General features: G+C 73.2%; 27 protein-coding genes and 1 tRNA gene. 16 read left to right on the forward strand and 12 right to left on the reverse strand.

Annotated features, from left to right (window positions below; genetic code table 11):
* Positions 1–96: 96 nt before the first annotated feature.
* Both G5C62_RS03790 and G5C62_RS03795 read left to right on the forward strand, forming a co-directional pair.
* A complete protein-coding gene (locus G5C62_RS03790) occupies positions 97–1338 on the forward strand; it encodes a beta-ketoacyl synthase (RefSeq protein WP_164699997.1) in 1242 nt (413 codons plus the stop codon).
* A 93-nt stretch (positions 1339–1431) separates the two neighbouring features.
* On the forward strand, positions 1432–2847 hold the full coding sequence (locus G5C62_RS03795) for an acyl-CoA carboxylase subunit beta (protein ID WP_164699998.1): 1416 nt from the start codon (positions 1432–1434) through the stop codon (positions 2845–2847).
* A 221-nt stretch (positions 2848–3068) separates the two neighbouring features.
* Here G5C62_RS03795 and G5C62_RS03800 read toward each other — a convergent pair whose 3' ends face one another.
* Positions 3069–3569 (reverse strand): DUF3145 domain-containing protein, encoded by a 501-nt coding sequence (locus G5C62_RS03800; RefSeq protein WP_164699999.1) that lies wholly within the window; start codon positions 3567–3569, stop codon positions 3069–3071.
* 296 nt (positions 3570–3865) lie between these two features.
* On the opposite strand from G5C62_RS03800, the gene G5C62_RS03805 reads away from it, so the two are divergent.
* The 3 genes from G5C62_RS03805 (at position 3866) to G5C62_RS03815 (ending at position 6978) form a co-directional block, all read left to right on the forward strand.
* Positions 3866–5341 (forward strand): arylsulfotransferase family protein, encoded by a 1476-nt coding sequence (locus tag G5C62_RS03805; RefSeq protein WP_164700000.1) that lies wholly within the window; start codon positions 3866–3868, stop codon positions 5339–5341.
* Between the two features lie 25 nt (positions 5342–5366).
* A tRNA-Ile gene (locus G5C62_RS03810) sits at positions 5367–5443 on the forward strand.
* A gap of 437 nt (positions 5444–5880) precedes the next feature.
* Positions 5881–6978: a heparin lyase I family protein gene (locus G5C62_RS03815; protein ID WP_164700001.1), complete on the forward strand. Its 1098-nt coding sequence runs from the start codon at positions 5881–5883 to the stop codon at positions 6976–6978.
* Positions 6979–7011: 33 nt separating this feature from the next.
* Here G5C62_RS03815 and G5C62_RS03820 read toward each other — a convergent pair whose 3' ends face one another.
* The 4 genes from G5C62_RS03820 to G5C62_RS03835 are packed head-to-tail and all read right to left on the reverse strand — an operon-like array spanning position 7012 to position 10956.
* Positions 7012–7848 carry an ABC transporter ATP-binding protein gene (locus G5C62_RS03820; protein WP_036341474.1) on the reverse strand — a complete coding sequence of 279 codons (837 nt, stop codon included), beginning with the start codon at positions 7846–7848 and terminating at the stop codon, positions 7012–7014.
* Positions 7845–8897 (reverse strand): iron chelate uptake ABC transporter family permease subunit, encoded by a 1053-nt coding sequence (locus tag G5C62_RS03825; protein ID WP_164700002.1) that lies wholly within the window; start codon positions 8895–8897, stop codon positions 7845–7847. Before G5C62_RS03825 ends, G5C62_RS03820 begins: the two co-directional genes overlap by 4 nt.
* Entirely contained in the window at positions 8894–9937 is a 1044-nt protein-coding gene (locus tag G5C62_RS03830; RefSeq protein WP_164700003.1) for an iron ABC transporter permease, read from the reverse strand. The genes G5C62_RS03825 and G5C62_RS03830 overlap by 4 nt, the downstream gene beginning before the upstream one ends.
* Complete coding sequence (locus tag G5C62_RS03835; RefSeq protein ID WP_036341482.1) at positions 9934–10956, reverse strand: iron-siderophore ABC transporter substrate-binding protein; 1023 nt, start codon at positions 10954–10956, stop codon at positions 9934–9936. The genes G5C62_RS03830 and G5C62_RS03835 overlap by 4 nt, the downstream gene beginning before the upstream one ends.
* Positions 10957–11129: 173 nt before the next feature.
* Here G5C62_RS03835 and G5C62_RS03840 point away from each other — a divergent pair, with 173 nt between their 5' ends.
* Together G5C62_RS03840 and G5C62_RS03845 are read left to right on the forward strand one after the other, a co-directional pair.
* Positions 11130–11609 carry a DUF2505 domain-containing protein gene (locus tag G5C62_RS03840; RefSeq protein ID WP_164700004.1) on the forward strand — a complete coding sequence of 160 codons (480 nt, stop codon included), beginning with the start codon at positions 11130–11132 and terminating at the stop codon, positions 11607–11609.
* 49 nt (positions 11610–11658) lie between these two features.
* A complete protein-coding gene (locus G5C62_RS03845; RefSeq protein WP_206330454.1) occupies positions 11659–12054 on the forward strand; it encodes a hypothetical protein in 396 nt (131 codons plus the stop codon).
* On the opposite strand, the gene G5C62_RS03850 is transcribed toward G5C62_RS03845, so the two are convergent.
* Positions 12042–12500 carry a DUF5313 family protein gene (locus G5C62_RS03850; protein ID WP_164700006.1) on the reverse strand — a complete coding sequence of 153 codons (459 nt, stop codon included), beginning with the start codon at positions 12498–12500 and terminating at the stop codon, positions 12042–12044. The two genes, G5C62_RS03845 and G5C62_RS03850, sit on opposite strands and share 13 nt — an antisense overlap.
* A 142-nt stretch (positions 12501–12642) precedes the next feature.
* On the opposite strand from G5C62_RS03850, the gene G5C62_RS03855 reads away from it, so the two are divergent.
* Positions 12643–13125: a GAF domain-containing protein gene (locus G5C62_RS03855; RefSeq protein WP_164700007.1), complete on the forward strand. Its 483-nt coding sequence runs from the start codon at positions 12643–12645 to the stop codon at positions 13123–13125.
* A gap of 10 nt (positions 13126–13135) precedes the next feature.
* Here the strand turns inward: G5C62_RS03855 and G5C62_RS03860 are convergent, their stop codons facing one another.
* Positions 13136–13918: a pyridoxamine 5'-phosphate oxidase family protein gene (locus tag G5C62_RS03860; RefSeq protein ID WP_164700008.1), complete on the reverse strand. Its 783-nt coding sequence runs from the start codon at positions 13916–13918 to the stop codon at positions 13136–13138.
* A gap of 63 nt (positions 13919–13981) precedes the next feature.
* Between G5C62_RS03860 and G5C62_RS03865 the strand changes: the two genes are divergently transcribed.
* Positions 13982–15778: a carbon starvation protein A gene (locus tag G5C62_RS03865; protein ID WP_164700038.1), complete on the forward strand. Its 1797-nt coding sequence runs from the start codon at positions 13982–13984 to the stop codon at positions 15776–15778.
* Positions 15775–16218, forward strand: coding sequence for a hypothetical protein (locus tag G5C62_RS03870; protein WP_164700009.1), 444 nt, complete (start codon positions 15775–15777; stop codon positions 16216–16218). The genes G5C62_RS03865 and G5C62_RS03870 overlap by 4 nt, the downstream gene beginning before the upstream one ends.
* On the opposite strand, the gene G5C62_RS03875 is transcribed toward G5C62_RS03870, so the two are convergent.
* The 3 genes from G5C62_RS03875 to G5C62_RS03885 form a co-directional block, all read right to left on the reverse strand.
* Entirely contained in the window at positions 16157–17593 is a 1437-nt protein-coding gene (locus tag G5C62_RS03875; RefSeq protein WP_164700010.1) for a M20/M25/M40 family metallo-hydrolase, read from the reverse strand. The genes G5C62_RS03870 and G5C62_RS03875 overlap by 62 nt on opposite strands.
* On the reverse strand, positions 17590–19104 hold the full coding sequence (locus tag G5C62_RS03880) for an MFS transporter (protein ID WP_241175683.1): 1515 nt from the start codon (positions 19102–19104) through the stop codon (positions 17590–17592). Before G5C62_RS03880 ends, G5C62_RS03875 begins: the two co-directional genes overlap by 4 nt.
* Positions 19105–19178: 74 nt before the next feature.
* Positions 19179–20210, reverse strand: a complete 1032-nt coding sequence (locus G5C62_RS03885; protein ID WP_206330455.1) for an ion channel — start codon at positions 20208–20210, stop codon at positions 19179–19181.
* Between the two features lie 212 nt (positions 20211–20422).
* Between G5C62_RS03885 and G5C62_RS03890 the strand changes: the two genes are divergently transcribed.
* Positions 20423–20932 carry a mycothiol transferase gene (locus G5C62_RS03890; RefSeq protein WP_036341505.1) on the forward strand — a complete coding sequence of 170 codons (510 nt, stop codon included), beginning with the start codon at positions 20423–20425 and terminating at the stop codon, positions 20930–20932.
* A gap of 41 nt (positions 20933–20973) precedes the next feature.
* The gene (locus G5C62_RS03895; protein ID WP_164700011.1) at positions 20974–22197 is read left to right on the forward strand and encodes an acyl-CoA dehydrogenase family protein; all 1224 of its coding nucleotides are present in this window, start codon (positions 20974–20976) and stop codon (positions 22195–22197) included.
* Here G5C62_RS03895 and G5C62_RS03900 read toward each other — a convergent pair.
* The gene (locus G5C62_RS03900; protein ID WP_036341512.1) at positions 22194–22448 is read right to left on the reverse strand and encodes a hypothetical protein; all 255 of its coding nucleotides are present in this window, start codon (positions 22446–22448) and stop codon (positions 22194–22196) included. The two genes, G5C62_RS03895 and G5C62_RS03900, sit on opposite strands and share 4 nt — an antisense overlap.
* A gap of 193 nt (positions 22449–22641) precedes the next feature.
* Between G5C62_RS03900 and G5C62_RS03905 the strand changes: the two genes are divergently transcribed.
* The 4 genes from G5C62_RS03905 to G5C62_RS03920 are packed head-to-tail and all read left to right on the forward strand — an operon-like array spanning position 22642 to position 25434.
* Positions 22642–23721, forward strand: coding sequence for a sigma-70 family RNA polymerase sigma factor (locus G5C62_RS03905; RefSeq protein ID WP_241175684.1), 1080 nt, complete (start codon positions 22642–22644; stop codon positions 23719–23721).
* Positions 23703–24638, forward strand: a complete 936-nt coding sequence (locus G5C62_RS03910; protein WP_231558554.1) for an STAS domain-containing protein — start codon at positions 23703–23705, stop codon at positions 24636–24638. The genes G5C62_RS03905 and G5C62_RS03910 overlap by 19 nt, the downstream gene beginning before the upstream one ends.
* Entirely contained in the window at positions 24638–25057 is a 420-nt protein-coding gene (locus tag G5C62_RS03915; protein WP_036341515.1) for an STAS domain-containing protein, read from the forward strand. The genes G5C62_RS03910 and G5C62_RS03915 overlap by 1 nt, the downstream gene beginning before the upstream one ends.
* Positions 25054–25434 (forward strand): phosphatase RsbU N-terminal domain-containing protein, encoded by a 381-nt coding sequence (locus tag G5C62_RS03920; RefSeq protein ID WP_164700012.1) that lies wholly within the window; start codon positions 25054–25056, stop codon positions 25432–25434. Before G5C62_RS03915 ends, G5C62_RS03920 begins: the two co-directional genes overlap by 4 nt.
* On the opposite strand, the gene G5C62_RS03925 is transcribed toward G5C62_RS03920, so the two are convergent.
* Positions 25431–25733: a hypothetical protein gene (locus G5C62_RS03925; protein ID WP_036341521.1), complete on the reverse strand. Its 303-nt coding sequence runs from the start codon at positions 25731–25733 to the stop codon at positions 25431–25433. The genes G5C62_RS03920 and G5C62_RS03925 overlap by 4 nt on opposite strands.
* Positions 25734–25772: the final 39 nt, after the last annotated feature.

A 25772-nucleotide genomic window follows, 5' to 3' on the forward strand; every position in this document is an offset into this window, starting at 1 on the left:
CACGCCGCCAGCTCGGCGCGGGCCCCTGAAGGGTGGCCGACCAGCTCCACCCCCCGGCCGTCCGGCCAGACCCAGCTACTCCCAGGAGGAACGTCCATGAGCACCCCCACCGCTGACGTCGTCGTCACCGGGCTCGGCGCCACCACGCCCCTCGGTGGCGACGTGGCCTCCACCTGGGAGGCGCTGCTGGCCGGCCGGTCCGGGGTCAGCCGGATCACCGACGACTGGGCCAAGGACTTCTCGGCCCAGCTCGTCGCCCGGCTGTCCACCGAACCGGCCGACGTGCTGGACCGGGTGCGGATCCGACGGCTGGACCGCAGCCAGCAGGTCGCCGTGATCGCCGCCGAGGAGGCCTGGCGTGACGCTGCCGGCGCCGACTCCGGCGTCGCCCCCGAACGGATCGCCGTCGTCTTCGGCACCGGCATCGGCGGCGCGGTCACCCTGCTCGACCAGGACGACATCCTGGAGGCCAAGGGCCCCAAGCGGGTCTCCCCCTTCACCATTCCGATGCTGATGCCCAACGGCCCCGCCGCTGCGGTCGGGCTCGCGGTGGGCGCCAAGGCCGGCGTGCACGCCCCGGTCAGCGCCTGCGCATCCGGCGCCGAGGCCATCCGCTGGGGGCTGGACCTGCTCCGCCTGGGCCGCGCCGACATGGTCGTCGTCGGCGGCACCGAGGCCTGTGTGCACCCGCTGCCGATGGCCGGCTTCTCGGCCATGCGCGCGATGAGCACCCGCAACGACGAGCCCGAGCGCGCCTCCCGCCCGTTCGACAAGGGCCGCGACGGGTTCGTGCTCGGCGAGGGCGCTGCCGCCCTCGTCCTGGAGCGCGCCGACGCAGCCAAGGCGCGCGGCGCCAGGATCCACGCCCGGCTGGCCGGTGCCGGAGGCACCGCCGACGGCTACGACCTCGTCGCCCCGCACCCCGAGGGTGAGGGCGCCGGGCGGGCGATCGCCGCCGCCATCCGGGACGCCGGGCTGACCCCGGCCGACATCGGCCATGTCAACGCCCACGCCACCTCCACCCCGATCGGCGACACCGCCGAGGCCTCGGCGATCCACGACGCCATCGGTGACCACACGCTGGTCACCGCCACCAAGAGCCAGACCGGGCACCTGCTCGGCGCGGCCGGTGCGCTGGAGTCGGTGTTCTCGATCCTGGCGCTGCGCGAACAGATCGTGCCGGCGACCGCCAACCTCGACGACCCCGACGACAACGCCGCCGTCCAGGCCCTCGACATCGTCCGCCGCGAACCGCGGAAGGCGACCTTCTCCGCCGCACTGAACGACTCGTTCGGCTTCGGCGGCCACAACATGGCCCTGGTGTTCACGACGGCGTGACGCAGGACCCCGCTGCCCTCCACCACATGCGACCTCGCAGCGGGCCCTGCAGCGCGGCCGCACCCTCCCGACCCGCGCTTCGAGGAGTTGCTCATGACCACCGTCTCCGCCGCACCGCCGACCACTCCCACCATCGACCCGCGGGACCCCGAGGACCGGCTCGCCCGGTTCTTCGACCCCGGCTCGATGCAGTTGCTGACGGCTCGGGACACCTCGGGGGCGCTCGCCGCCCGGGGCACCGTGGCCGGCTCCCCCGCCGTCGCCTACTGCACCGACGCCACGATCATGGGCGGTGCCATGGGCCTGGACGGCTGCCGGCACATCGTCGACGCGATCGACACCGCCCTGCGGGAGCGGGTGCCGGTCGTCGGGATCTGGCACTCGGGTGGGGCGCGGCTGGCCGAGGGCGTCACCGCCCTGCACGCGGTCGGTGAGGTGTTCGCCGCGATGGTGCGCGCCTCGGGGCGGGTGCCCCAGGTCTCCGTCGTCCTCGGCCCGGCCGCGGGTGGGGCGGCCTACGGGCCGGCGCTGACCGACCTGGTGATCATGGGCCCGGCCGGGCGGGTCTTCGTGACTGGCCCGGACGTCGTCCGCTCGGTCACCGGTGAGGTCGTCGACCAGGAGCAGCTGGGTGGCCCGGACACCCACGGCCGGCGCTCCGGTGTCGTGCACGTGGTCACCGACACCGAGGCCGAGGCGCTGGAGACCGCGCGCCAGGCCGTCGACCTGCTCGCCGCCCAGGGCACCTTCGCCCCGGCCGCCGAGGAGCCCACCGTCGACCTGATGGCCCTGCTGCCCGAGCAGCGCAACCGGGCCTACGACGTCAAGCCGCTGGTCGCCTCGCTGCTGGACGGCCCCGGGCTCGAGCTGCACCCGCGGTTCGCGCCCAACGTGGTGACCACGCTGGGCCGGCTGGCCGGCCGGACGGTGGGCGTGATCGCCAACAACCCGCTGCGGCTGGGTGGCTGCCTGGACTCCGCGTCGGCGGAGAAGGCGGCCCGGTTCGTGCGGATGTGCGACGCCTTCGGGGTGCCGCTGGTCGTGTTGGTCGACGTCCCCGGCTACCTGCCGGGTGTCGGCCAGGAGTGGGACGGCGTGGTGCGCCGCGGCGCGAAGCTGCTGCACGCGTTCGCCGAGGCCGTGGTGCCGCGGGTGACGCTTGTGACCCGCAAGTCCTACGGCGGCGCCTACATCGCGATGAACGCCCGTTCGCTGGGCGCCACCGCCGTGTTCGCCTGGCCGGGCGCCGAGGTGGCCGTGATGGGCGCGAAGGCCGCCGTCGGCATCCTGCACCGCAAGAAGCTCGCCGCTGCCCCGCCCGGGGAGCGGGAGGCGCTGCACGCCCAGCTGGCCGCAGAGCACGAGCGGATCGCCGGCGGGGTCAACCGCGCCCGGGAGATCGGCGTCGTCGACGAGGTCGTGGAGCCGACGCAGACCAAGCGCCGGCTGGTCGCCGCGCTGGCGGAGGCGCCCTCCGGCCGGGGAGCGCACGGCAACATCCCGCTCTGAGCCCAGCACGTACAGCGGCCCGGCCCCCTCCGCAGAGGGGGCCGGGCCGTCGTGCGTCGTGGGCCCCTTGGATCAGGTGACCTGATCGTGGGGGGACCTACCGCGCGGTCTGCCGTGGGGTGGGTGCCCACACGGTGCGGGAGGACGAGCAGACGGCGGTCGAGTCAGGACGCCGTCCGCTCCCACTGCCCGCCGCGCTCACGAGCGTGGCGAGCAGGTCCTCAGACGACCTGGTGCAGCCAGGTGGCCGGGGTGGCGTCGCCGGCGTAGCGGTAGGCCTCGAGGTCGGCGTCCCACGCCGAACCGAGCAGGGCGTCGACGCCGTGCCGGAAGGCCTCCACCGAGGTGGCGGTCGCGGCCAGGTGCCGCAGCTGCTGCTCGCTGATGACCAGGTCGCCGTTGGCGCTGACCGGCGACCGGTGCACGCCGCGCCCGGGCACGTAGGACATGCGCTCGCCGTCGTTGCCGTGGCTGGCCTCTTCGGTGACCTCGAAGCGCAGCATCGGCCACTGCTTGAGGGCAGCGACTAGCTTGGCCCCCGTGCCGGGTGCGCCCGTCCAGGCGATCTCGGCACGGTAGGCCCCGTGCGCCACGGGCTGGTCAGCCCACGACAAAGACACCGGCGCGCCGAGGACGCTCTCGAGCGCCCATCCGACGTGCTGGCAGAGCGCCTTCGGGCACGCGTGCACGAAGATGACACCCTGGGTTGACCGTCGCTGCACGGCGCACCTCCATCGACTCGACTGGTTCGTCTTCCCCAACGGACCTGTCGCGCGATGACTGCATTCGTACCTCGGCGGCTCCAGGAGCAACCGATCGACAGTTTGCCTGATCGTGACCTTGCTGCGCCAGTGCGGAGCGGTGCAGATGAGACGTCTGGGACTGGAGTGGTCCAACGAGGCGGATGATCCAGCAGGTCAGGGCGTCGATTGGCGCGACACGTGGACATTCTGGGCCGAGAATGTCCATGGTGTCGGCGGCGCCTGCGCCGATCCCCGGCCCCTGCGAGGATCCCCGCATGCCGCGGACCCGGTCCCTGCCCCTCGCGCTGTGCGCCAGCATCTCATCACTGGCGCTCGTCGCCGGCTGCGGCGCGGACGGCAGCGCGGCAGAGGAGGAGGCCGAGGCCTCGGTCGGGCCCGCGGTGCCGGCGTACGTCAGCCGTCCCGACCTCACCGCCCCCGACATCGAGGTCACCACGGCGGCCGCCGCACCGGAGGCGGACGGGTCGGTCGTCCTGCTCGGGCCGAAGAGCGAGGGCGCGCCGCTCAACGGGGTGCTGATCGTCGACGAGACGGGTGAGCCGATCTGGATCCACCCGACCGAGAGCCGCAGCTACGACGTCCGCGTGCAGGAGCTCGACGGCGAGCCGGTGCTGACCTGGTGGCAGGGCACCAGCCCGGTGGTCGGGATGGGGCTCGGGGAGTTCGTCGTCGTCGACGACTCCTACCGGGAGATCGCCACGATCACCACCGGCGACGACGTCGAGCCGGGCCAGGCCGACATCCACGAGGGTCGGCTCACCTCCGACGGCACCGCGCTGATCGCCGCCTACGTCAAAGAGCAGATCGACCTCACCCCGGTCGGCGGCCCCGAGGACGGCTGGGTGTGGGACAACGTCGTCCAGGAGGTCGACGTCGACACCGGTGAGGTGCTGTTCTCCTGGCGGTCGCTGGACCACGTGCCACTGGAGGCGACCAAGAGCGAGTTCTCCGACGACGGCGGCACCGAAGAGGAGCCGTTCGACTACTTCCACGTCAACTCGGTCGCCGAGGACGCCGACGGGTCGCTGCTGATCTCGGCGCGGAACACCTGGGGGGTCTACGACGTCGACCGGGAGTCCGGCGAGGTGCTGTGGACCCTGGGCGGCGAGGAGAGCGACTTCGACCTCGGTGACGGGGTGGAGTTCGCCTGGCAGCACGACGCGGAGCGGCAGGCCGACGGCACGCTGACGCTGTTCGACAACCAGTCCGAACCGGACATCGGCCCGACCTCGCGGGGGCTGCGACTCGCGCTCGACGAGCAGGCCAAGACCGCGACGATGGTGACCGAGTACCTGCCGCCCGACCCCGACCGACTGGCCGGCAGCCAGGGCAGCCTGGAGGTGCTGCCGAACGGCAACGTGTTCATCGGGTGGGGGTCGCGGCCGTACTACTCGGAGTTCGACGCCGACGGCACGCTGCTCTGGGACGCCGCGCTGGGCAGCGGCGACAACTACCGCGCGTACCGAGCCGAGTGGAGCGCGACGCCGGCGGACCCGCCGGACGCGGTGCTGGAGGACGGCGCCGTGTACGTCAGCTGGAACGGTGCGACCGAGGTGGCCTCCTGGCGGCTGGTCGCCGGGGAGGACGAGGTGGCAGCCGAGGCCGGGGAGCCGGTCGCCCGGTCCGGGTTCGAGACCCGACTGCCGGTGGACGGCGACCCGGCGTACCTGGCCGTCGAGGCGCTGGACGCCGAGGGGCGCGTGCTGGGCAGCACCGTGCCGAGCGACTGAGCGCGACCGCTAGCGTGAACGCCCTGGGGCGGTAGCTCAGCCGGTCAGAGCATGGGACTCATAATCCCTGGGTCGTGGGTTCGAGCCCCACCCGCCCCACCACGTTGACCAGCACCTTTGCAGGACGCACCGCGCCCGCGGCGGACCGCGACGGTGGGTGCGCGGGGCAGGTTGCGGTGTGCCTGCCGGATGGTCGCCGGCGACGACCCGCGGTCGGCGCCCACGGCATCGCCTCAACGCCTGGGGCAGCCCCGACGAAGGCCGTCGGCCGATCTCGTCCTCCTGGACGTCTCGCCGTCCTCCGGGCAGCACCTGTTCCTGTCGGCCTTCCGCCGCACCGCCATCAGCGCGGGCCACCCCGGCTGAGCCCGACATGGCGCCCGGTCCTCGGCACACCGGTGTGGCCCGACACCGAATGGGCCCCCGCACCCGTCACCGTCTCACCCTGACGAGCGCTCCGCTTTCTCCCGGACCCAGCCGATACCTCTATCGCCACCCGTCCGGGCGTGGCTCACCCCCACGCCTGAACAGGACCCCCCATGTCGCTCTCCCCCACCCGCCGAGCTGCCGCCGTCGGCGCGCTCGCACTGGCCACCCTCCTCACCGGCTCCACCGTCGCGAACGCGGCCCGCGAGGACCGCCCGACCGCCGTCACCAGCGCTGGGTCCGACGTCCAGGTCACCACCGAGGGTCCGCGGGGCCAAGCCAACAAGAAGCCCAAGGCCACCGAGTCGCCCGCGCCCACCACCAGCGCACCCGTGGAGGAGCCGCCTCCCGCCACGACGTCGCCGGCGCCCACCGCCGCACCCACCGCGGCACCCACCGCGGCACCGGAGCCGACACCGACACCGGCGCCCGAGCCGACACCCACGCCGACACCCGAGCCGACCGCGGAACCGACTGCGAAACCGGAGCCGGTCGCCGCCGGCCGCGGACCCGCCGGGAACACCGTGCTGTGGTCCGACGACTTCGAGAGCGGCCTCGACTGCGGCGTGTGGGTGCACGTCCAGAACCACGAGACCGCGGCGTCGTCCAGCCTGTGCCCCGGGTGGGCGTCGGAGGGCTCGCCCACCCGCACGACGTTCCCCGTCATCGACGGGAACCGGGTCGCCCGCTTCGAGCTGCGCCAGGGCGACCGGTCCGCCGGCGGAGAGCGCTCCGAGCTGTCCCCCTCCTCCGCCGACAGGTCGGCCACCGCCCTCACCGAGGGCTTCGAGGGCTGGTTCCAGCAGCGGCTCATGGTCGACCCGTCCATGGAGCAGGAGCAGAACGGCCGGTTCTACATCCTGACCCAGTGGCACACCGGGATCTCCTCCCCCGCCATCACCCTGGGCCTGTCCGACGACAACGACCTGCTCCTCCGCGTCGGCATGGAGGGCAAGAGCCAGGTCCTGCTGCCCGCCGGTGAGTTCCGGCTCGGCGAGTGGTTCGACGTGAACGTGCACTTCGTGATGTCCAACGACCCGGCCACGGGCGGGGCCGAGGCCTGGGTCGACGGCGTGCAGCGCGCCGGCTGGCAGTACGGCCGCACGATGATGGACTCCGGGTCCTACCTGAAGATCGGCCAGTACCGCGACTCGCAGCCCACCACCGGGATCACCTACGTCGACGACGTCGTGCTCTCCACCAACCGCTGACCCCCGCCCATGCCCACCGACGAACTCGGCGGGTCAGCTCCCGGACGTGCCCTGCAGGACGTCGGCGCGCGGGGCGGTGTGGTGGCGGCCCATCGGGAGCATGAGCGGCTTGCCCGAGGTCGGGTCCACGATCACCTGGCTGTCCAGGCCGAACACCGCGCGCACGCACTCCTCGGTGAGCACGTCCTCCGGGGTGCCGGCGGCGTGGATCTGTCCGCCCGACAGCGCGACCAGGTGGTCGGCGTAGCGGGCGGCCAGGTTGAGGTCGTGCAGCACCATCACGATCGTCGTCCCGCGGGTCCGGTTCAGGTCGGTCAGCAGGTCGAGCACCTCGATCTGGTGCGCGACGTCCAGGAACGTGGTGGGCTCGTCGAGCAGCAGCAGGTCGGTCTGCTGGGCCAGCGCCATCGCGATCCACACCCGCTGGCGCTGCCCGCCGGAGAGCTCGTCGACGGCCCGGTCGGCCAGCGGCGTCGTCTCCGTGGCGTCGAGGGCGGCCGCCACCGCGGCGTCGTCCTCCTTGCTCCACCGGGAGAACACCCGCTGGTGCGGGTGCCGCCCCCGGCCGACGAGGTCGGCGACCGTGATCCCCTCCGGCGCGATCGGCGATTGCGGCAGCAGACCGAGCGTGCGGGCCAGCTCCTTGGCCGGCAGCCGGTGCACCGCCTTGCCGTCGAGCAGCACCCGACCGCTGCGCGGGGCCAGCAGCCGCGACATCGAGCGCAGCAGCGTCGACTTCCCGCAGGCGTTCGCCCCGACGACCGCGGTGATCCGCCCCGGCGGCACCAGCAGGTCCAGGCCCTCGATGACGGTGCGCTCGCCGTAGGCGAGCGTGAGGTCCTCGGCTGCCAGCGAGTGGGTGGCGGTCACAGGGAGCCTCCGGTGCGATTGCTGCGGACGATCAGGTAGATGAGGTAAGGCGCCCCGAGCACGCCGGTGATCACGCCGACCGGGTAGCGGGTGCCGAACGCGTACTGGCCACACAGGTCGGCCACGAGCACGAGGAGCGCCCCGACCAGCGCCGCGGGCACCAGCAGCGAGCCGTTCGGCCCCACGAGCCGGGCCGCGATCGGGCCCGCCAGGAACGACACGAACGCGATCGGACCACACGCGGCGGTGGCGAAGGCCAGCAGGGCGACCGCGGCGACGATCGCGATGATCCGGGTGCGCTCCACGCGGACGCCCAGCGCGGAGGCGGTGTCGTCGCCCAGCTGCAGCGCGGAGAGGTTCCGCGTCTGCCCGAGCAGGACCGGCCCGAACACCAGCAGCGCCACCAGGGCCGGCACGGTGGCCTCCCAGGTGCTGCCGTTGAGGCTGCCGGTCAGCCAGCGCAGCGCCTCCGCGAAGTCCCACGCCCCGGCCTTCGACAGCACGTAGGAGGTGATGCTCTTGGACATGGCGGCGACGCCGATGCCGATCAGGATCAGCCGGGTGCCGGCCACGCCGTCCTTGAACGCCAGCATGTAGATCAGCAGCGCCACCCCGAGCGCCGACACGATCGCGGTGATCGAGACCGCCGTGCCGGACCAGCCCAGGATCACGATCGCGAAGGCCGCCGCGGCGCTGGCCCCCGAGGTGATGCCGATGACGTCGGGGCTGGCCAGCGGGTTGCGCAGCATCGTCTGGAACGTGACACCGGCCAGGCCGAAGCTGAGCCCGGCCACCACCGCGAGGACGGCGCGCGGCAGCCGCAGCGTCCCGACCGTGAAGGACGCCCCGGGGACGTCGGAGCCCAGGACGACGCGGAGCACGTCCCCGGGCGGGTAGAAGGTGCGCCCCACCATCAACGTCACCGCGAAGGCGACCACGACGGCGAGCGCGAGCAGGGTGATCACCAGCCGCCGGCGCGCAGCACGGCGGACGCGCCCCCGGGCGACGGTGTCGACGGTCGAGGGCAGTGGGGTGACGACGGCGGTCACAGCTCGCGCACCTTCTGCCGGCGGACGATCGCGATGAAGAACGGGGCGCCGATGATCGCGGTGAGGATGCCGACGTCCAGTTCGGTCGGGCGGGCCACGATCCGGCCGAGCACGTCGGCGCCGGTCAGCAGGCACGCGCCGGCGATCGCGGAGAAGGGCAGCAGCCAGCGGTGATCGACGCCCACCAGCAGCCGGCACAGGTGCGGGACGACGAGCCCGACGAACCCGATCGGCCCGGCGACCGCGGTGGCGGCGCCGCACAGCAGGACCGACCCGAGCGCGGCCACGCCCCGGGCGAGGGTGACCCGTTCGCCGAGGCCGGCGGCGAGCTCGTCGCCCAGCGCGAGGGAGTTCAGGCTGCGCGCGGACAGCAGACTGATGACCAGCCCCACGAGGAGGAACGGAGCCACGGTGCCGATGCCGGCGAACGTGGCCCCACCGACACCGCCGATCTCCCAGGACACGACGTTCTCCACGATGTCACCGCGGGGCAGGGCCACCGCGGTGATGAACGACGTGAGCGCGGCCGAGGTGGCCGCGCCGGCCAGGGCGAGCTTGAGCGGGGTCGCCCCACCCCGGCCCAGGGAGCCGACGGCGTAGACGAAGACCGCCGCGACGGCGGCGCCGACGATCGCCGTCCACACGATGCTCGTCGCCGAGAACAGGCCGAACCAGGCGATGCCGGCGACCACCGCGAGCGAGGCGCCCATGTTGATCCCGAGCACCCCCGGGTCGGCCAGCGGGTTGCGGGTGACGCCCTGCATGACCGCGCCGGAGAGGCCCAGCGCAGCGCCGACGACCACCGCCAGGACCGTGCGCGGGATCCGCTTGGTCACCGCCGCCTGTCCGATGTTCTCCGTGGACCCACCGAGCGCGGCGACGATGTCGGACCAGCCGACCCCGCGGGAACCCACGGCGACCGAGAGGGCCATCAGGGCGACCAGCAGCCCGACCACGACCAGCAGCCAGAGGAACCGGACCGGCCCCGGGCGCCGCACGACGGCGGCGTCCGGGGCCGGGGTGGCCAGGACCGAGGTCATGCTGCCTTGTCAGCAGCCTCGGCGAGCATGGCGACGTAGTCCTCGAGCACCCAGGAGATGGCCAGCGGCGTCGGGTTCGCCGCGGTGCCCAGCGGGGTGTCGGGGAGCAGCACGATCGACCCGTTGGCGACCGCCGGGATCTGCGACAGCAGCGGGTCGGCGTTCAGCGCGTCGACCAACTCCTGGCCGCCGTAGGTCACGATGATGTCGACGTCGTCGAACACGTCGACCTGCTCGGCGCTGACCGTCCCGGAGAACTGCTCGCTGTCGGTGGAGGCCTCGGCCACGCTGGACGGGGTGGACAGCCCGAGGTCGGTGAAGAAGGCGCTGCGGGTGTCGTAGGGCGTGTAGTAGCTGACCTCGCTGAGGTCGGCGGTGTCCACGTGGGTGAGGAACATCGTCGACTTGCCCTCGAGCTCGGGGTGCTCGGCGACGGTGTCGGCGATGTCCTGCTCGATGTCGGCGATGAGCTCGTCACCCTCCCCGGCCATGCCCATGCCGGCGGCGTTGACCTGGATCATCTCCCGCCACGGGGTCGCCCACGGCGCCTCCGGGTAGGCCACGACCGGCGCGATCTCGCTCAGCGTGTCGTAGTCCTCCTGGGTCAGCCCCGAGTAGGCGGCGAGGATGACGTCGGGGTCGGTGTCGGCGACCGCCTCGAAGTCGATGCCGTCGGTCTCGTCGAACAGCACCGGGGTCTCGCCGCCGAGCTCCTCGAGCCGCTCGGAGACCCACGGCAGCATGCCGTCGCCGTCGTCGTCGCCGAAGTTGGCAGCGGCCATGCCGACCGGGACGACGCCCAGGGCCAGCGGCACCTCGTGGTTCGCCCAGTTCACCGTGGCCACCCGCTCGGGCTCGGACTCGATGGTCGTCGTCCCGAAGGCGTGCTCGACGGTGATCGGGGTGAAGTCCGCGGCGGCTTCGGTCTCGACGGCCGACGAGTTCGACGAGCAGGCGGCGAGGCCGCCGGCGAGCAGTGCTGCTGTGGAGACCGTGACCAGTCTCGGGGCGCGGCGCATGGGGTCCTTCCGGGTGGTGGTACAGCGCCCGTGCGGCACGGCGCGGGCCGGCGGGACGAGCAACTGAGGTTTGCCTAACGCAACTTAGGGTGTGCTTGCCCCGTTGTCGATCACGAGCTGGTCACAGTGCGGTCGACCCGGCGCGGACGGCGCGCACCGCCGACGATGGGGTCGTGCCCATCGACTCCGCCAGCAGCTACCCCGCCACCCCGGACGCCGTCCTCGCGCTCCTGACCGACGAGCAGTTCCTGCGCGACCGCGCCGCGGCGCTGGGCGCGCAGGTCCAGGAGGTGACCGTGGCCGACACCAGCACCACCGCCCGGCTCGCCGCCCCCACCGCCGGCATCCCGCCGGTGTTCGCCCGCTTCGTCGGCTCGTCGGTCTCGGTCGTGGAACGCAGCGCCTGGAGCCCGGACGGCGCCGGCGGCCACCGCAGCGAGCTCGACGTGCAGGCCGAGGTCTTCGGCCGGGTCGTCCAGGTCACCGGTGAGCGGCGGTTGGTCCCGGACCCCGCGGGCACCCGGTCCACGGTCACCGGCGACGCCACCGTCGACGCCCCGCTGATCGGCCGGCAGGCCGAGGGCGCGGTGCGGGAGCTGGTCGCGGTGGTGCTGCGCAAGGAGGACGAGCTGCTCCGCCGCCGACTCGGCTGACTCCGGCCGACGGTCAGGAGTGTCGGTCGGCTCGGCGAGGATGGCTGCCATGGTGGCCTTCTTCCTCCCGCGAGCCAGCGACGACGAGCAGGCCGAACGGCTCTACGAGGCCCTGGCCGAGTTCGCCGGCTGCGAGCCGGCACCGCCCGGGCGACGGGTGCACTCGATCGCCTTCGGGCAGGACGGCGCCCAGTGGGTCGCCGAGGTGGGCGAGCAGCTGTCGGGCCGCCGCACGACCCAGCAGCTGCGCCGGGGCGAGCTGATCGAGCGCACCGAGGAGCTCTCCTCCCCCACCCGGGTGCTCGCCGTGTACCCGGGGACGCCGTTCGTCGTCGTCACCGACGCCCAGCCGATCACCGGCGCCCCGTCGGAGTGGGCCAACCCGTTCACCGCCGCGCCCGACCAGGTCACCTGGTTCGACGCCCCGGGGGCTCAGCGCCCCTGACGCTCCCGGTAGCGGGCGGCCCGCTTGTCCGCTGCCGCCCGCCGCCTGGCGGTCTGCTCGGCGTCCCGGCCGACCTGTGCCCGGTCGCGGACCGTCTGGGCGGTGCCGACCGGGTAGCCGGCCTTCTTCACCCGGTTCTCGGTCGTCTCGGTCATGTAGGCGAAGGAGAAGATCAGCCCGAGCAGCAGCCCGCCGAGCGCGGTCATCCCGCGGATCCAGAACGGGCCCGGGACCAGCAGCAGGACCAGCGCGATCGGCACCGCCATCTGCACCCCCGCCCGGAGCACGTGCCGCCAGCCCCACGTGGCGGTCGTGGTGTCGTGCAGCACCCAGCTGGCGTGCCGCTCGGGCAGACCGCCGCCCATCGCGTACCAGAGCCAGCGCAGGGCGCCTGGCCGGACCGGCTCGCCGGTGGGCTCGGGTCCGGCGGACCTGCTCGTGGCCATGCCCTGCACGGTACCGAGGCCCAGCCGCCCCGGCCGTCGCCCTCTGTCATCAGGCGATCGCTCAACGGCTGGTTCGTGCCGGTACCGGATCAGCGCCGTCCGCGGTCGTTGACGCCTGGGGGGCGAGGCGGATCATCGAGTCATGGTCCCGGTCGTCGTGGACGACGTCGTCCCCTTCGAGGACTGGAGGGCGGCCGCCCGAGCCTCGCTCGCGTTCCTGCACCGCACCGTCGGCCTGGACGTGTGGATGGTCACCCACCTCGAGGAGCCGGCTCAGGTGGTCCTGTACGCCCACCCCCAGGAGGTCATCCCGCAGGGCACGATCGTGCCCTGGCAGCAGAGCTTCTGCCACACGATGGTCAGCGGGATCGGGCCCCGGGTCGCCACGGTCGCCGCCGCGACCCCCGCCTACCGCGACCTGATGACCGGGCACGCCGAGCGGGTGGCCGCCTACATCGGCGTCCCGCTGGTCACCCGCGAGGGCACGGTGTACGGGACCCTCTGCGGCGTGTCCTCCCGGGCCCAGCCCCGCACGCTGACCCGGCACCTGCCGCTGGTCGAGATGACCGCCCGGATGCTCAGCAGCCTGCTGCCCGCCCCCCCGGCGGAGGACCCGAACGACTGATCCCGGCCGCTCAGCGGTGGCCGGCCGCCCGCAGGGCCTGGACGCACCCACGTTCCAGCGCCCGTTGTCGCCGCACCCGCGCGCGCAGGCCCGGCACCGGTTCCAGGGCCCGGTCCTCGGCCGGCTGCACTCCGGTGAGCCGGCCGCCTGCAGCGTGGCCGCTGGTCACGTGCACGGTCCACCGCTCGACGTCGGGCACGGACAGCTCCTGACCGACCAGCACGGCCGGTCCGCGGGCGTCGGGCGGTGCCCCGGTCAACGAGAGCGGGTCGGCGTCCCAGTCGGCGACCCGGACGGTGCGCACGTGCAGCCCGTCGTCGTCGACGGCGAGCACCGCGTCGGCCGGGCCGTCGCGGCGCCCCACGGGGACGACGTCCACGGCATCCAGGAGCAGGACCAGCCGCGGCAGGTACCACCAGTGCTCCCGGCGCAGCATCGGTGAGTCGGCCAGCGCGCGGGACGGCGGGTGCTTGCGCAGCTCCTGGTCCAGGAGCTGCTCGGTGAACAGGCTGCCGTCGCCGTCCTCGACCAGGGTGAGCCGCCCGGTGGCCGCCAGCGGCTCCCAGCCCGGGCCGGTCAGCCGCGGGTCGGAGAGCACCAGCGCCGCCTCGCGACCCGCGGCGGCCGCGCGCGCCGCCTCGACCTGGGCCCAGGGCAGGGCCACCGCCGCCCGGTCCCCCAGCCACAGTGGCACCACGCCCAGTGCGCCGGGTGGCTGGCCATTGCGCCGCCACACCAGCTCGGCGACGCCGGCGGATCGGACCGCCGCGCCCAGGGTCGTGGTGCCGGTCACAGCAACTGTCTACTCTTCGCCCTGCGGTGGCCGCTCGGCCACCCAGGACGTGGGGGGTTGTCCGTGCCCGCATTCGCCGTGGCCGCCGTGGTCGGGGTGCTGTTCTTCCTCGGCTACCGGTACTACTCGAGCTACCTGGCCCGCAAGGTCTACGTCCTGGACCCGGCGTTCCGCACGCCCGCGCACGAGTTCAACGACGGCGTCGACTACGTGCCGACGAACAAGCACGTGCTCTTCGGCCACCACTTCACCTCCGTGGCCGGGGCCGCCCCGATCGTCGGCCCGGCCATCGCGGTGTTCTGGGGCTGGGGCCCGGCGCTGGCCTGGATCGTGCTCGGCACCATCTTCGCCGCCGGCGTGCACGACTTCGGGTCGCTGGTGGTGTCGGTGCGGCACAAGGCCAAGAGCATCGGGACGCTGGCCGGCGAGGTGGTCAACGGCCGGGCCCGGATGCTGTTCCTGGCGATCATCTTCTTCCTGCTGACCCTGGTGAACGCCGTCTTCGCGGTGGTCATCGGCAACCTGTTCGTCGCCAACCCGGGCGCGGTCATCCCGATCGTGGTCGAGATCCCGCTGGCCATGCTGATCGGCCAGTACATCTACCGGACCCGCTCCTCGGCGCTGATCCCCTCGATCGCCGGCGTCATCGTGCTGTACGCCCTGATCCTGGTGGGCAACGCCTTCCCGATCGAGCTCGACGGCCTGGCCGAGGCCCTCGGCGTCGAGCAGACCCGCAACGTCTGGGTCGTGCTGCTGTTCGCCTACACCTGGATCGCCTCCCGCATCCCGGTGTGGGTGCTGCTGCAGCCCCGCGACTACATCAACAGCCACCAGCTGTTCATCGCGCTGGCCGTCATCGCGGTCGGCGTCATCGTCGGGATGAACACCATCCAGGCCCCGGTGGTCAACGACGTCCCGGAGGGGTCGCCCAGCTTCTTCCCGTTCCTGTTCATCACCATCGCCTGCGGCGCCATCTCCGGGTTCCACTCGCTGGTCTCCTCGGGGACGACGTCCAAGCAGCTGGACACCGAACCGGACGCCCGCTACGTGGGCTACATGGGCGCGGTCGGCGAGGGCTCGCTGGCCACCGGCGCCGTGCTCGCCGCCACCGCGGGCGTGGCCGCCTCGCAGGCCGACTGGCAGGCGCTCTACCCCGACTTCGCCACCGCCTCCGGGGGCGCCACCGGCAACTTCGTCAACGGCGTCGCGGTGTTCGCCAACAACATCGGCGTCCCGCTGGACCTCGCCACCATCTTCGCCGCGGTGGTGGTGATCAGCTTCGCCGCGACCACGATGGACACCGGCGTGCGGCTGCAGCGCTACGTCGTGCAGGAGATCGGCGAGATCATCAAGGTCCGGGCGCTGGCCCGGAACCTCACCCTCGCCACCACGGTCGCAGTGCTCATCCCGCTGGCGATGGCGCTGCTCCCCGGCGGCGGCGAGGCCGGCTACACCTTCGGCGTCCTCTGGCAGCTGTTCGGGACGACGAACCAGCTGACCGCGGGGCTGGCGCTCTCGGTCATCGCGGTGTGGGTGACCCGCCAGGGCCGCAACCCGCTGGCCGTGCTGATCCCGCTGGTGTTCCTGCTGGCGATGACCTCTTGGGCGCTCATCGCCAACCTGCGGAACTTCGTCGAGGCCGACAACTGGGTGCTCGCCCCGCTGGACGCGCTGATCTTCTTCCTGGCGATCTGGCTGATGGTGGAGGCCGCCCTGGCGCTGCGGGCGGCGTTCCGCGAGCGTTCCCAGCCCGGCGCCGAGGCGCGGGGCACGTCCGACCCGGCGGTCGCCCGGGCCAACCCGACGTCCCCCACCGACGAGTCGGAGCTGGGCCAGACGTCCCGCGACGACCGGCAGTGAGGCACCGCGTCGTCCTGGTGCGGGGGCCCCGCGCCGCCGCGGGGTCGGGCGGCTGCTGCAGCGGGGCCGCCCGCCCCTTCGACGAGGGCGGCGGCCACCGGCACGCCGCCCCGGCCGACGAGGTCGGCGCGGTCTACCGGGCGCTGCGCACAGCACTCCCCGACGACGTCGCCGTGGAGGTCGTCGCGCCGACGAACTGGCTCTGGCTGGTCCCGGCCCTGGTCACCGACGGGCGCCGCCGCGGCCTGCGCGGCGCGGCGCTGCGGCGCTCGGTGCGGGCCGGGATTGCCGTGGAGTCGCTGATCGTCGACGGGGCGGTGCTGGCCTCGGGCCGGCTGCCCTCCCCCGCTGCCGCGGTCGCCGCGGTGACGGCCGAGCTCACGACCGCTGCAGCAGCTCCCGGTAGAACACCACCCCGCGGGCCAGCGCCGCCACGGTGAGGTGCTCGTCGGCGGCGTGCAGGGACGCCAGCTGCGCCGAGCTGAGGTCGAAGGGCATGAACCGGTAGACGCTGTCGCTGATCTGGGCGAAGTGCCGGGCGTCGCTGGCCTGCACCATCAGGTACGGGGTCACCGTCGCCGCCGGGTGGGCCGCCCGGATCGCCGCGGTCAGCGTCGCCCAGGCCTCGTTGTCCGTCCGCGACACCGGCGACGGGTCGTCGGCGCGGGTCGCCTCCAGCCGCACGCTCGGGTCGTCGATCACCCCGCGGATGCGCTCGATCGCCGACTCGGCGGTCTCCCCGAGCACCACCCGGACGTTGGCCATCGCCCGGGCCCGGGTCGCGAGCACGTTGGGTGCCCGGCTGCCCTCCAGCTGGGTGATCGCCACCGTCGTCCGCACCAGGGCGCTGGCCTCCCGGCCGGCACGGGACAGCAGGCCGGCGAGCGCCGGCCGCAGCAGCGCGGCGTGCGCGTACAGCGCCCGGGGCCCGGCCGGGGCGTGCCGGCCGACGGTGTCGACGAGCGCCAGCACCACGTCGCTGACCCGGGGCGGGAAGGGCTGCTCGTCCAGCCGGACCAGCGCGCGGGCCAGCCGTGCGGTCGCGCCGCCGCGGACCGGCGACGACGCGTGCCCGCCGGCGTCCTCGGTGGTCAGCTCCAGGTCCACGACCCCCTTCTCGGCGATGCCGACGACGGCGATCGGCCCGGGGACGCCGGGGAAGACCCCGGTGACCACGGCGCCGCCCTCGTCGACCACCGCCCAAGGCGTGATGCCGCGCGCGGCGAGCGTCTGGGCCGCCGTCCGCGCCCCGGTGCCGGCCACCTCCTCGTCGTTGCCGAAGGAGAGGTAGACGTCCCGGGCCGGGCGGAAGCCCTCGTGCAGCAGCGACTCCACCGCCTCCAGGACGGCGACCAGGGCGCCCTTGTCGTCGATCGCCCCCCGGCCGTGCACCACGCCGTCGACGACCTCGCCCGCGAACGGGTCGCGGGTCCACGCCTGTCCGTCGGCCGGCACGACGTCGTAGTGCGCCATCAGCACCAGGGGCTCCGCGCCGTTGCCGCTGCGCCAGTGGAACAGCATTGCGCCGGTGCCCAGCAGCTCCAGCTCGAGCTCCCGGTGCGTGCGCGGGTAGAGCTCGGCCAGCCGCTCCCGGAAGGCGCCGAAGACGGACTGGTCGACCTGCTCGGGGTCGCGCCGGGACACGGTCGGGATGCGGATCAGCTGTGCCAGGTGATCGGCGGCCCGGGTGGCGTCGATCGCCCCGACGTCCGCGTGCGGCACGTCCGGTCGGGCCGGCGGCCGGAAGCGGCGCACCCGGGTGAGGGCGGCGCCGGCCCCCACGGCGGCTCCGGTGGTCAGCAGCGTCCGGTTCATCCAGCTGTCTCCTCCCGGACCGCGGCGGCGCGGTCCTCGATCTGCTCGGGGTCGGCGAAGGCCAGCCGCGGGACGAACACCAGCGCGACGGCGGCGATCAGCGCCGTGGTGCCGCAGATGGTCCAGACCGTCACGTACCCGGTGAGCGATCCGGCCGTGCCCTCCACCCCGCCGGCCAGCAGCGGGGCTCCGGCGGCGAGGGCGAGGGCGAACACCGACGAGGCGAACATGCCGCCGATGACCTTGGTGGTGTTGGTGAGCCCGGTCGCGACGGCGGTGCGGCCGGCCGGAGCGGCGGCGGCCGCCGCGGCGGGCAGGGCGGCGACCAGCGCACCGGAACCGACCCCGGCGATCGTCATGCCGGCCAGCACCTGGCCGAGCTGGTCGTGGAAGGGCACCAGCAGCAGGTAGCCGGTGGCGACCAGGGCCGCCGCCCCGATCAGGGTCAGCCGCGGGGTGGTGAGCCGCGAGGCGCGGGCGAACTGGCTGGCCCCGACCAGCATCGAGATCACGTAGGCCCCGATGACCAGGGACACCGAGCTGGTCGACAGCCCCAGGCCGTAGCCGTAGACGTCCGGGTCGGTGCGGGCGAACGTGGACAGCGGCCCCTGCGCGCCCAGCACGCTGACCCCGAACAACCCCGCGGTCAGCTGGACCGGCCACATCGCCGAGCTGCGCAGCACCCGGAAGTCGACCAGCGGGTCCGGCTGCCGCAGCTCGTACCGCACGAACGGCACCACCAGGAGGAGGCCGGCTGCGACCACCAGCCAGGGCCAGGCCTGCTCCGCCCCGTTGAGCCGGACGAACGTCAGCCCCCCGGTGACCACCAGCAGGATCGCGGTCAACAGCGCGGCACCGCCGGAGTCGACCACCCCCTGCATCCGGTCGGTCCCCTCCGGCACCAGCCTCCAGACGACCACGACCACCCCGATGACCAGCACGCCGGGGGCCAGCAGCACCAGCCAGAGCGCGTCGCCCAGGAGGTCGCCGATCACCCCGCCGCTGAGCGCGCCCACGATGGCGCCGAGCTGCAGCGCGGCGACGATGAGGCCGGTGGCGCGCCGGGTGCGGGCCGCGGTGTCCGGCAGCCCGCGGGACCGGCTGTAGATCAGCGCCACCTGCAGCGGCAGCCAGGCCGCGTAGACGCCCTGCACCGCCCAGGCGAGCAGGAAGACCGGGAAGGTCTGGGCGAACGCCAGCACGATGGTGGCCACCGCGACGACGACCGCCGACCAGAGCAGCATCCGGCGGTGCCCGTGCAGGTCACCGAGCTTGGCCAGCACCGGGACGGCGATCGCCGACAGCATCAGCTGGCCGGCCTCGAGCCAGTTGACGTCGGCGTCGTTGATGCCGAGGTGCCGGGCGATGTCGGTGAGCAGCGGGATGTAGTACCCCTGCAGGACCCCGCTGGTGAACTCGACGAACACCAGGTAGCCGACGACGCCGGCCGTCATCCGGGCCTGCCACCGCCCTGCCCGGCTGCCGCTGCGCTGCGTCGCCGACTGCTGCATCGAGCCCGCTCCTCGCTGTGGTGGGTCCGCGGCGGTCAGCATCGACGAGGTGGTCGGCCGACGCAACGGTCGGTTCAGCGGGCGGAGAGCACCTCGCCGGCCTCGATCCGGCGGCGACCGACGTAGTAGAGCGTCGTCCCCTCGGCCACCGGGGTGTCCCAGGCCGGGCTGACCGTCAGGCCGTCGGGCCCGCGCAGCGCCAGCACCGTCGCCCCGAATGCCTGACCGAAGCGCACCTGGCAGTCACCGAAGGTGCCCAGCCGGTGCCCGGAGGGCAGCTGGACGGAGTAGGTGTTGCCGTGGCCGTGGCTGCTCATCAGGTCGCCGTAGACCTCGGTGAGCCCGGGGTCCAGCGCCTCCTCGGTGATCAGGAAGGGCATGTGCCACTGCACGCAGGCGATCCGGGGGTCGACGTAGCGCAGGTTGTCCCGGCGGTCCAGGTCGCGCAGCGCGGCGACCTTGTGCACGTCCGGGCCGGCGTGGTGGACCGCCACCGCGATGGCCAGCGTCTCGTTGTCGTCCCGCCCGTCGATCACCACGGAGCGGGCCGCGGCCACGTTGGCCCGGGTCATGACGTCGGCGTGGCTGAGGTCGCCGCGGACGAAGGACACCTCGGTCCGCTCCGGCAACGGGTTCTCCGGCACGTCCTCCCAGGCGCACAGCGCGACCCGGGTGCGCCCCTCGGCCGCGAGCTCGGTGAGCATCCGCTCGGTGCGGCCCGGGAAGTACCCCAGCACGACGACGTGATCGGTCAGGTCCAGCTCTCCCACACCCTTCAGGCGCCGGCTGCGGACCGACTGCAGGTAGTCGGCCAGCCGCGTGAACAGCAACGTCAGCGTGACGATGCCACCGATGATCACGTAGGCCCCGACGACGTGGCCGCCGGCCGAGGCCGGGAAGAAGTCGCCGTAGCCCACGGTGGCGGCGGTGACGACGAAGTACCACCAGTAGTTGGCCGGCGCGGCGATGTCGCTGTCGGCGCCCTCCACCAGGGCCATCGCCGGCCAGCTGGTCACGAAGACGAAGACCATGACGGCCAGCGGCAGCCGCCAGCCGCGCAGCCGCGCCTGGACCACCCGCGAGAAGCGCGAGAACAAGCCGAACACGGGTCTCCTGCCAGGTCGAGGTCCCGAGCAACCTAGCGTGCGCGTCGGAGTGGGGTCAGGGTGTCGTCATGACGACGCCGACCGACGACGACCTCCCCGAGCCCCGCGACATCGCCCTGGAGCAGGCCACCCCCGAGCAGGTCGAACAGCTCGAAGCAGCCAGCGAGCCGCCCGGCGAGTGATCGAGCAGGGGCTCGGGTAGCCCGGCGATCATGGAGAGCCGGGACCTGTTGCTGACCGCGTTCGACAACGTCGAGGAGGCCGTCCGCGGGGCGGTCGAGGGGATCGACCCGCAGCTGCTGAACGCCCGCGTCGACCCGGAGGCGAACACCATCGCCTGGCTGGTCTGGCACCTGACCCGGGTCCAGGACGACCACGTCTCCGAGGTCGCCGGGGTCGAGCAGGCCTACACGGCCAACGGCTGGGCCGACCGGTTCGAGCTGCCGTTCGACCCCAGTGCCATCGGCTACGGCTTCAGCAGCACCGACGTCGGACGGACGCAGGTCAGCGACCCGCAGCTGCTGATCGACCACCACGCCGACGTGCACCGACGCACCGCGGAGTTCGTGGGCACGCTCAGCGCCGGGGACCTCGACCGGGTCGTCGACGAGCGCTGGGACCCGCCGGTGACCCTGGGTGTCCGGCTGCTCAGCGTCGTCGGTGACGACCTCCAGCACGCTGGGCAGGCAGCCCTCCTGCGCGGCTCCCTGGAGCGGCGCTGAGCACACGGCACCCAGTGCCACCCGCGAGTAGCTTCGGACCGGTGAGCAACGACGCTTCCCCTGACTTCTACGCCCTCGACGACCTCCTGGAGTCGGAGGAGATCGAGCTGCGGGACCGGGTGCGCGACTTCTGCACGCGCGAGGTCACGCCGATCATCAACGACTACTGGGAGCGGGCGGAGTTCCCGTTCGAGCTGGTCCCGAAGATCGCTGAGCTGGGCGTGGCCGGCGGCACGGTCGCCGGGTACGGCTCGGCCGGGATGAGCGCGGTCGCCGCCGGGCTGGTCGCCGCCGAGTGGGCCCGCGCCGACGGCAGCCTGGGGACCTTCTACGGCGTCCACAGCTTCCTGGCCATGCAGTCGATCGCCCTGCTGGGCGATGAGGAGCAGCGCGAGCGCTGGCTGCCGGCGATGGCCCGGATGGAGCTGATCGGCGCGTTCGGCCTGACCGAGCCCGCGCACGGCTCGGACGCCGTCGCCCTGGAGACCAGCGCCCGCCGGGACGGCGACGAGTGGGTGCTCAACGGCGCCAAGAAGTGGATCGGCAACGGCACGATCGCCGACCTGGTGCTCATCTGGGCCCGCGACGAGGAGGGTGCGGTCGGCGGCTACGTCGTCCCCAAGGGGTCGATCGGCTGGACCGCGACCCGGATGACCGGCAAGACCGCGCTGCGGGCGGTGTGGCAGGCCGAGATCACCCTGGACGAGGTGCGGGTGCCGGCGGAGAACAAGCTGGCCAACTGCCGCTCGTTCAAGGACGTCTCGGTGGTGCTGGACCGCACCCGGTACACCGTGGCCTGGCGGGCCCTGGGCATCGCCGAGGCCGCCTACGACCTGGCCTTGAAGCACACGATGCAGCGGGAGCAGTTCGGCCAGCCGATCGCCGGCTACCAGCTGGTGCAGGAGAAGCTGGCCCGGATGCTGGCCGAGATCACCAGCATGCGGCTGCTGAGCTGGCGGTTGAGCAAGCTGGCCGACGAGGGCCGGATGACCGCGGCGATGGCCTCCATGGCGAAGATGAACAACTGCAAGAAGGCCCGGCAGATCGTCGCCGACGCCCGCGACCTCTTCGGCGGTGACGGCATCCTGCTGGAGCACCACATCGCCCGCCACCACGCTGACATCGAGGCGATCTACACGTTCGAGGGCACCGACCACGTGCAGGCGCTCATCGTGGGCCGGGACATCACCGGCATCTCGGCCATCACCGGCCGGCGGACGCCTCGGGCCGAGCAGAAGCCGGCCGAGCCGCCGCAGTCGATCTAGCCGACCTGTCGCAGTGCCGGCGCCGTGCGGCGCCGGCACTCGGCGCAGGTGTCGCGGCCACTGCTCATCCGCCCCCACCGTTGCGCACCCCAGATCTGCACGATCGCCCCGCACACGGCGAGCTCCACCTCCCCGTCGAGCTCGTCGGCTGGCCGGTGCGCCTCGACGGCGTGCCAGGACTTGGGCTGGTCGACCGGCTGGGCCCAGGATCGGCGATCCGGCCGGGCGAATCCGACGGCGTAGCTGTCCACGTCATCTCTGTGCCCCACGCCACAAGAACCCAATCATGAGCCGTTCCACCGCCCCGACGTCCGGCGCTCCGTCGCTGAGCCGGCACGTCCTCGAGCACGGCCCCCTGCCATTCCCGGGTCGTCGTCTGCTGCGCCTGCACCCGAACCCGGCACACCGGTCCGCTGCGGGCTCCACTGGCGTAGCGTCCCGGCCGTGGGGACTGCGCGGTCCGCCGAGGAACCGGACGAACCCGCGCCGCACACTGACATCGCCGCGCTCATCCCGATGGTGCGCCGCGTGATCGCCGCCCGCGTCGCCGACGCCGCGACGGTCGACGACCTGGTCCAGGAGACCCTGGTGCGGGTGCTCGCCGCCGCCGGACGGGTCGAGCCGGGCATGCTGGAGCCGTACGCGATCGTCACGGCCCGGAACGTGGTGACCTCTCAGTGGCGCGAGCGTGACCGGCACCAGCGGAACCAGCACCGGGTGGTCGACCTGCGCCCTTCCGCCGCGGTGGACGAGGACCTCCTCGCGCGCGAGGAGCGCGATGCGGTCGCCCAGGCGCTCACCCGGCTCTCGGCGCAGGAGCGCGACCTGCTGCTCGCCCACGAGGTGTCGGGGCGGGACACCCGGTCGCTGGCCGGGGAGCTCGGTTCGACCGCCGGGGCCGTCGCGGCCCAGCTGAACCGGACCCGAGCCCGGTTGCGAGTGGAGTACCTGCTCTCCGTCGAGGGCGTCGAGCCGCCCACCGATCGCTGCCGCCCGGTCCTGCTCGCGCTCTCCGGCGGCGACCGCCGGCGGCAGCGGGAGGTGGACGCCGGCCGCCACCTCCTGGAGTGCGGGTCGTGCGCACGCCTGAGCCAGCCCCTGATGGAGCGCGGTCAGCCCAGGGAGGACGAGGTCCGGGTCCGGGTCGAGTCCGACGCCGACATCGTGGCGGCGCGTCAGGCCGCCCGCGAACTGGCGTCCCGGCTCGGCTTCTCCCGGACCGACCTGACCTTGATCGCGACGGCCGTCTCGGAGATCGCACGCAACATCGTGCGCTTCGCCGGCTCCGGCGAGGTCCTCGTCGAACTGCTCGAGCACCCGCACCAGGGGGTGCGCGTCGTCGCGCGGGACACCGGACCGGGGATCGCCGACGTCGAACGGGCACTCACGGACGGCTACAGCACCTACGACGGGCTGGGACTGGGACTGCCCGGTGCCCGGCGACTGATGGACGAGTTCGCGGTGGTGTCGGAGATGGGCCGCGGAACGACGGTGACGATGACGAAATGGCGGACTGGACGATGACGGACCACGAGCACCACACCGCGCCGGCGGGGACGGCCCCGGTCTCACCTGAGTACCTGTACGAGCGGGACGACGAGCACCAACTGCTCCCTCAGCTGGTCGCCCACCTCCGCGAGCACCGGACGAGGTTGCGCCAGGAGTGGGCGGGGCGCATCCAGCAGTCCGGTCTGCTGCGGGCGATGACCCCGCAGGAGATGACGGTCGAGACCACCTCGGTCTACGACAACTACGTGGAGGTCCTGGAGACCGGCAGCGTGGAGGCGCTGCAGCGGTACGCCCGCGACCTGTCGGAGCGGATCATCCCCCGCGGGGTCGAGACGCACGAGGTGGTCGGGATCGTGCTGCTGCTGCGTGACGTCCTGGCCCGCTCCCTCTTCGAGAAGTACCAGCTCGACTTCGCCCTGCTCAACCGGGTGCTCGACGCCTACGAACCCGCCGCCAACCGCATCGCGATCACCGTCGCGGGGAGCTTCGTCGACGAGCGGGAACGGGTCATCCGCCAACAGCAGGACTCGATACGTGAGCTGTCCACGCCGGTGCTCCCCGTGCGGGAACGGCTGCTGATCCTGCCGATCATCGGCGTGCTGCACAGCGAGCGGGCACGTCAGCTCACCGAGCAGCTGCTGGCCGGCATCCGCACCCACCGCGCCAAGGTCGTCGTCGTCGACATCACCGGCGTGCCGGACGTCGACGAGGCGGTGGCCAACCACCTCGTCCAGACCGTCGACGCCTCCCGGTTGATGGGCGCCAGCGTGATCATCACCGGGCTCTCCCCGGAGATCGCGCAGACCCTGGTCACCATCGGGGTGGACCTCAGCAAGATGGACACCATCGGTGACCTGCAGGGCGGCCTGGAGGAGGCCGAGCGGCTGCTCGGCTACACCGTCACCCGGGACAGCGGCATGGCGAGCCCCTGATGTCCGGGCCGAAGCTGGTCTCCATCCTGCGCCAGGGCCCTCACCTCATCGCGTCCATCCACACGGCCCTCGACGACACGGAGATGGAGCGGTTCCGGGAGGACCTGGTCGAGCAGATCGGGCGGCACCGGTCCCGCGGGGTGGTGATCGACGTCGCCGCGCTCGACGTGCTCGACTCCTTCGGCGCACGCACGCTGCGCACCATCGGGGAGATGGCCCGGCTGCGCGGGGCGGTGACCGTGATCGTCGGCATCCAGCCCGACGTGGCGTTCGCGATGGTGTCGCTCGGCATGGACACCGGGACCGTGGCGACCGCGCTCGACCTGGAAGAGGGGCTGGCCTTCCTCGAGGGCAGCGGCGCCCGCCGGTCAGGGGCCGGGCGGATCGGTGCACCCGCCGCCCGGGCGGTGCCCCGGTGAGCCCGCTCGAGCGCCTCGCGCGCGACTACCGGGTGGCCCTCCTCAGCTACCTGCCGCGCCGCGAGGAGGCAGCACTGAACCGGGGGTACGAGCTGGGACGCTCGGCCGTCATCGAGCAGGTGGGGCTGCTGGAACTGGCCCGGGTCCACCACGACGTCTTCCTGGCCGTGTTGGAGGAGACCCAGGCCGACGACGTCCTGCCGGTGGCGGCCGCTGCCTCGGAGTTCCTGATGGAGGTGCTCGCCACGTTCGACATGACGCAGCGCAGCCTGCACGAGAGCCGGCCGGCCGCGCGGGGCCCTCGACCGGGAGGCGGGGTCACGGCCTCCCGGTCGAGGGCGGAGCACGCGGGACGGACCCGCGCGCGACGGGACTAGTTCTGCACGAGGCGGACTGGTCCCTGGTCGGTCTCGCAGACCGTCTGGGTGTCACCGCTGCGGTCCACGGCCTGACCGAGGACGGCGACCGGGCCGACCTTCACACCGCAGATGGTGGCGGCGACCTGGGCGGCGACGCCGATGTTGACGTCCTGGAGGACGGTGACGTCGCCGATCGCGACGTTGACCAGACCGTCCTGGTCGTTCACGGGCTGCGCGCTCGCCGGTGTGGCGACGCCCGCTGCGATGGCGGTCCCGACGAAGACCGTGGCGACGGTCCTGCGTGTCCAGCTGGCCATGAGATGCCCCTCTCGTGCACGTGCTCGACGCCTGGGACG

It is taken from the genome of Modestobacter sp. KNN46-3 (assembly GCF_011039295.1).

Excerpts from the sequence above, each read along its gene's own strand:
- G5C62_RS03855 (WP_164700007.1), top strand. The coding sequence starts at position 12,643 with ATGGTCCCGGTCGTCGTGGACGACGTCGTCCCCTTCGAGGACTGGAGG.
- G5C62_RS03790 (WP_164699997.1), top strand. The coding sequence starts at position 97 with ATGAGCACCCCCACCGCTGACGTCGTCGTCACCGGGCTCGGCGCCACC.
- G5C62_RS03850 (WP_164700006.1), bottom strand. The coding sequence starts at position 12,500 with ATGGCCACGAGCAGGTCCGCCGGACCCGAGCCCACCGGCGAGCCGGTC.
- G5C62_RS03815 (WP_164700001.1), top strand. The coding sequence starts at position 5,881 with ATGTCGCTCTCCCCCACCCGCCGAGCTGCCGCCGTCGGCGCGCTCGCA.
- G5C62_RS03925 (WP_036341521.1), bottom strand. The coding sequence starts at position 25,733 with ATGGCCAGCTGGACACGCAGGACCGTCGCCACGGTCTTCGTCGGGACC.
- G5C62_RS03835 (WP_036341482.1), bottom strand. The coding sequence starts at position 10,956 with ATGCGCCGCGCCCCGAGACTGGTCACGGTCTCCACAGCAGCACTGCTC.
- G5C62_RS03805 (WP_164700000.1), top strand. The coding sequence starts at position 3,866 with ATGCCGCGGACCCGGTCCCTGCCCCTCGCGCTGTGCGCCAGCATCTCA.
- G5C62_RS03830 (WP_164700003.1), bottom strand. The coding sequence starts at position 9,937 with ATGACCTCGGTCCTGGCCACCCCGGCCCCGGACGCCGCCGTCGTGCGG.
- G5C62_RS03875 (WP_164700010.1), bottom strand. The coding sequence starts at position 17,593 with ATGAACCGGACGCTGCTGACCACCGGAGCCGCCGTGGGGGCCGGCGCC.
- G5C62_RS03880 (WP_241175683.1), bottom strand. The coding sequence starts at position 19,104 with ATGCAGCAGTCGGCGACGCAGCGCAGCGGCAGCCGGGCAGGGCGGTGG.
- G5C62_RS03795 (WP_164699998.1), top strand. The coding sequence starts at position 1,432 with ATGACCACCGTCTCCGCCGCACCGCCGACCACTCCCACCATCGACCCG.
- G5C62_RS03890 (WP_036341505.1), top strand. The coding sequence starts at position 20,423 with ATGGAGAGCCGGGACCTGTTGCTGACCGCGTTCGACAACGTCGAGGAG.
- G5C62_RS03915 (WP_036341515.1), top strand. The coding sequence starts at position 24,638 with ATGTCCGGGCCGAAGCTGGTCTCCATCCTGCGCCAGGGCCCTCACCTC.
- G5C62_RS03910 (WP_231558554.1), top strand. The coding sequence starts at position 23,703 with ATGGCGGACTGGACGATGACGGACCACGAGCACCACACCGCGCCGGCG.
- G5C62_RS03845 (WP_206330454.1), top strand. The coding sequence starts at position 11,659 with ATGGTGGCCTTCTTCCTCCCGCGAGCCAGCGACGACGAGCAGGCCGAA.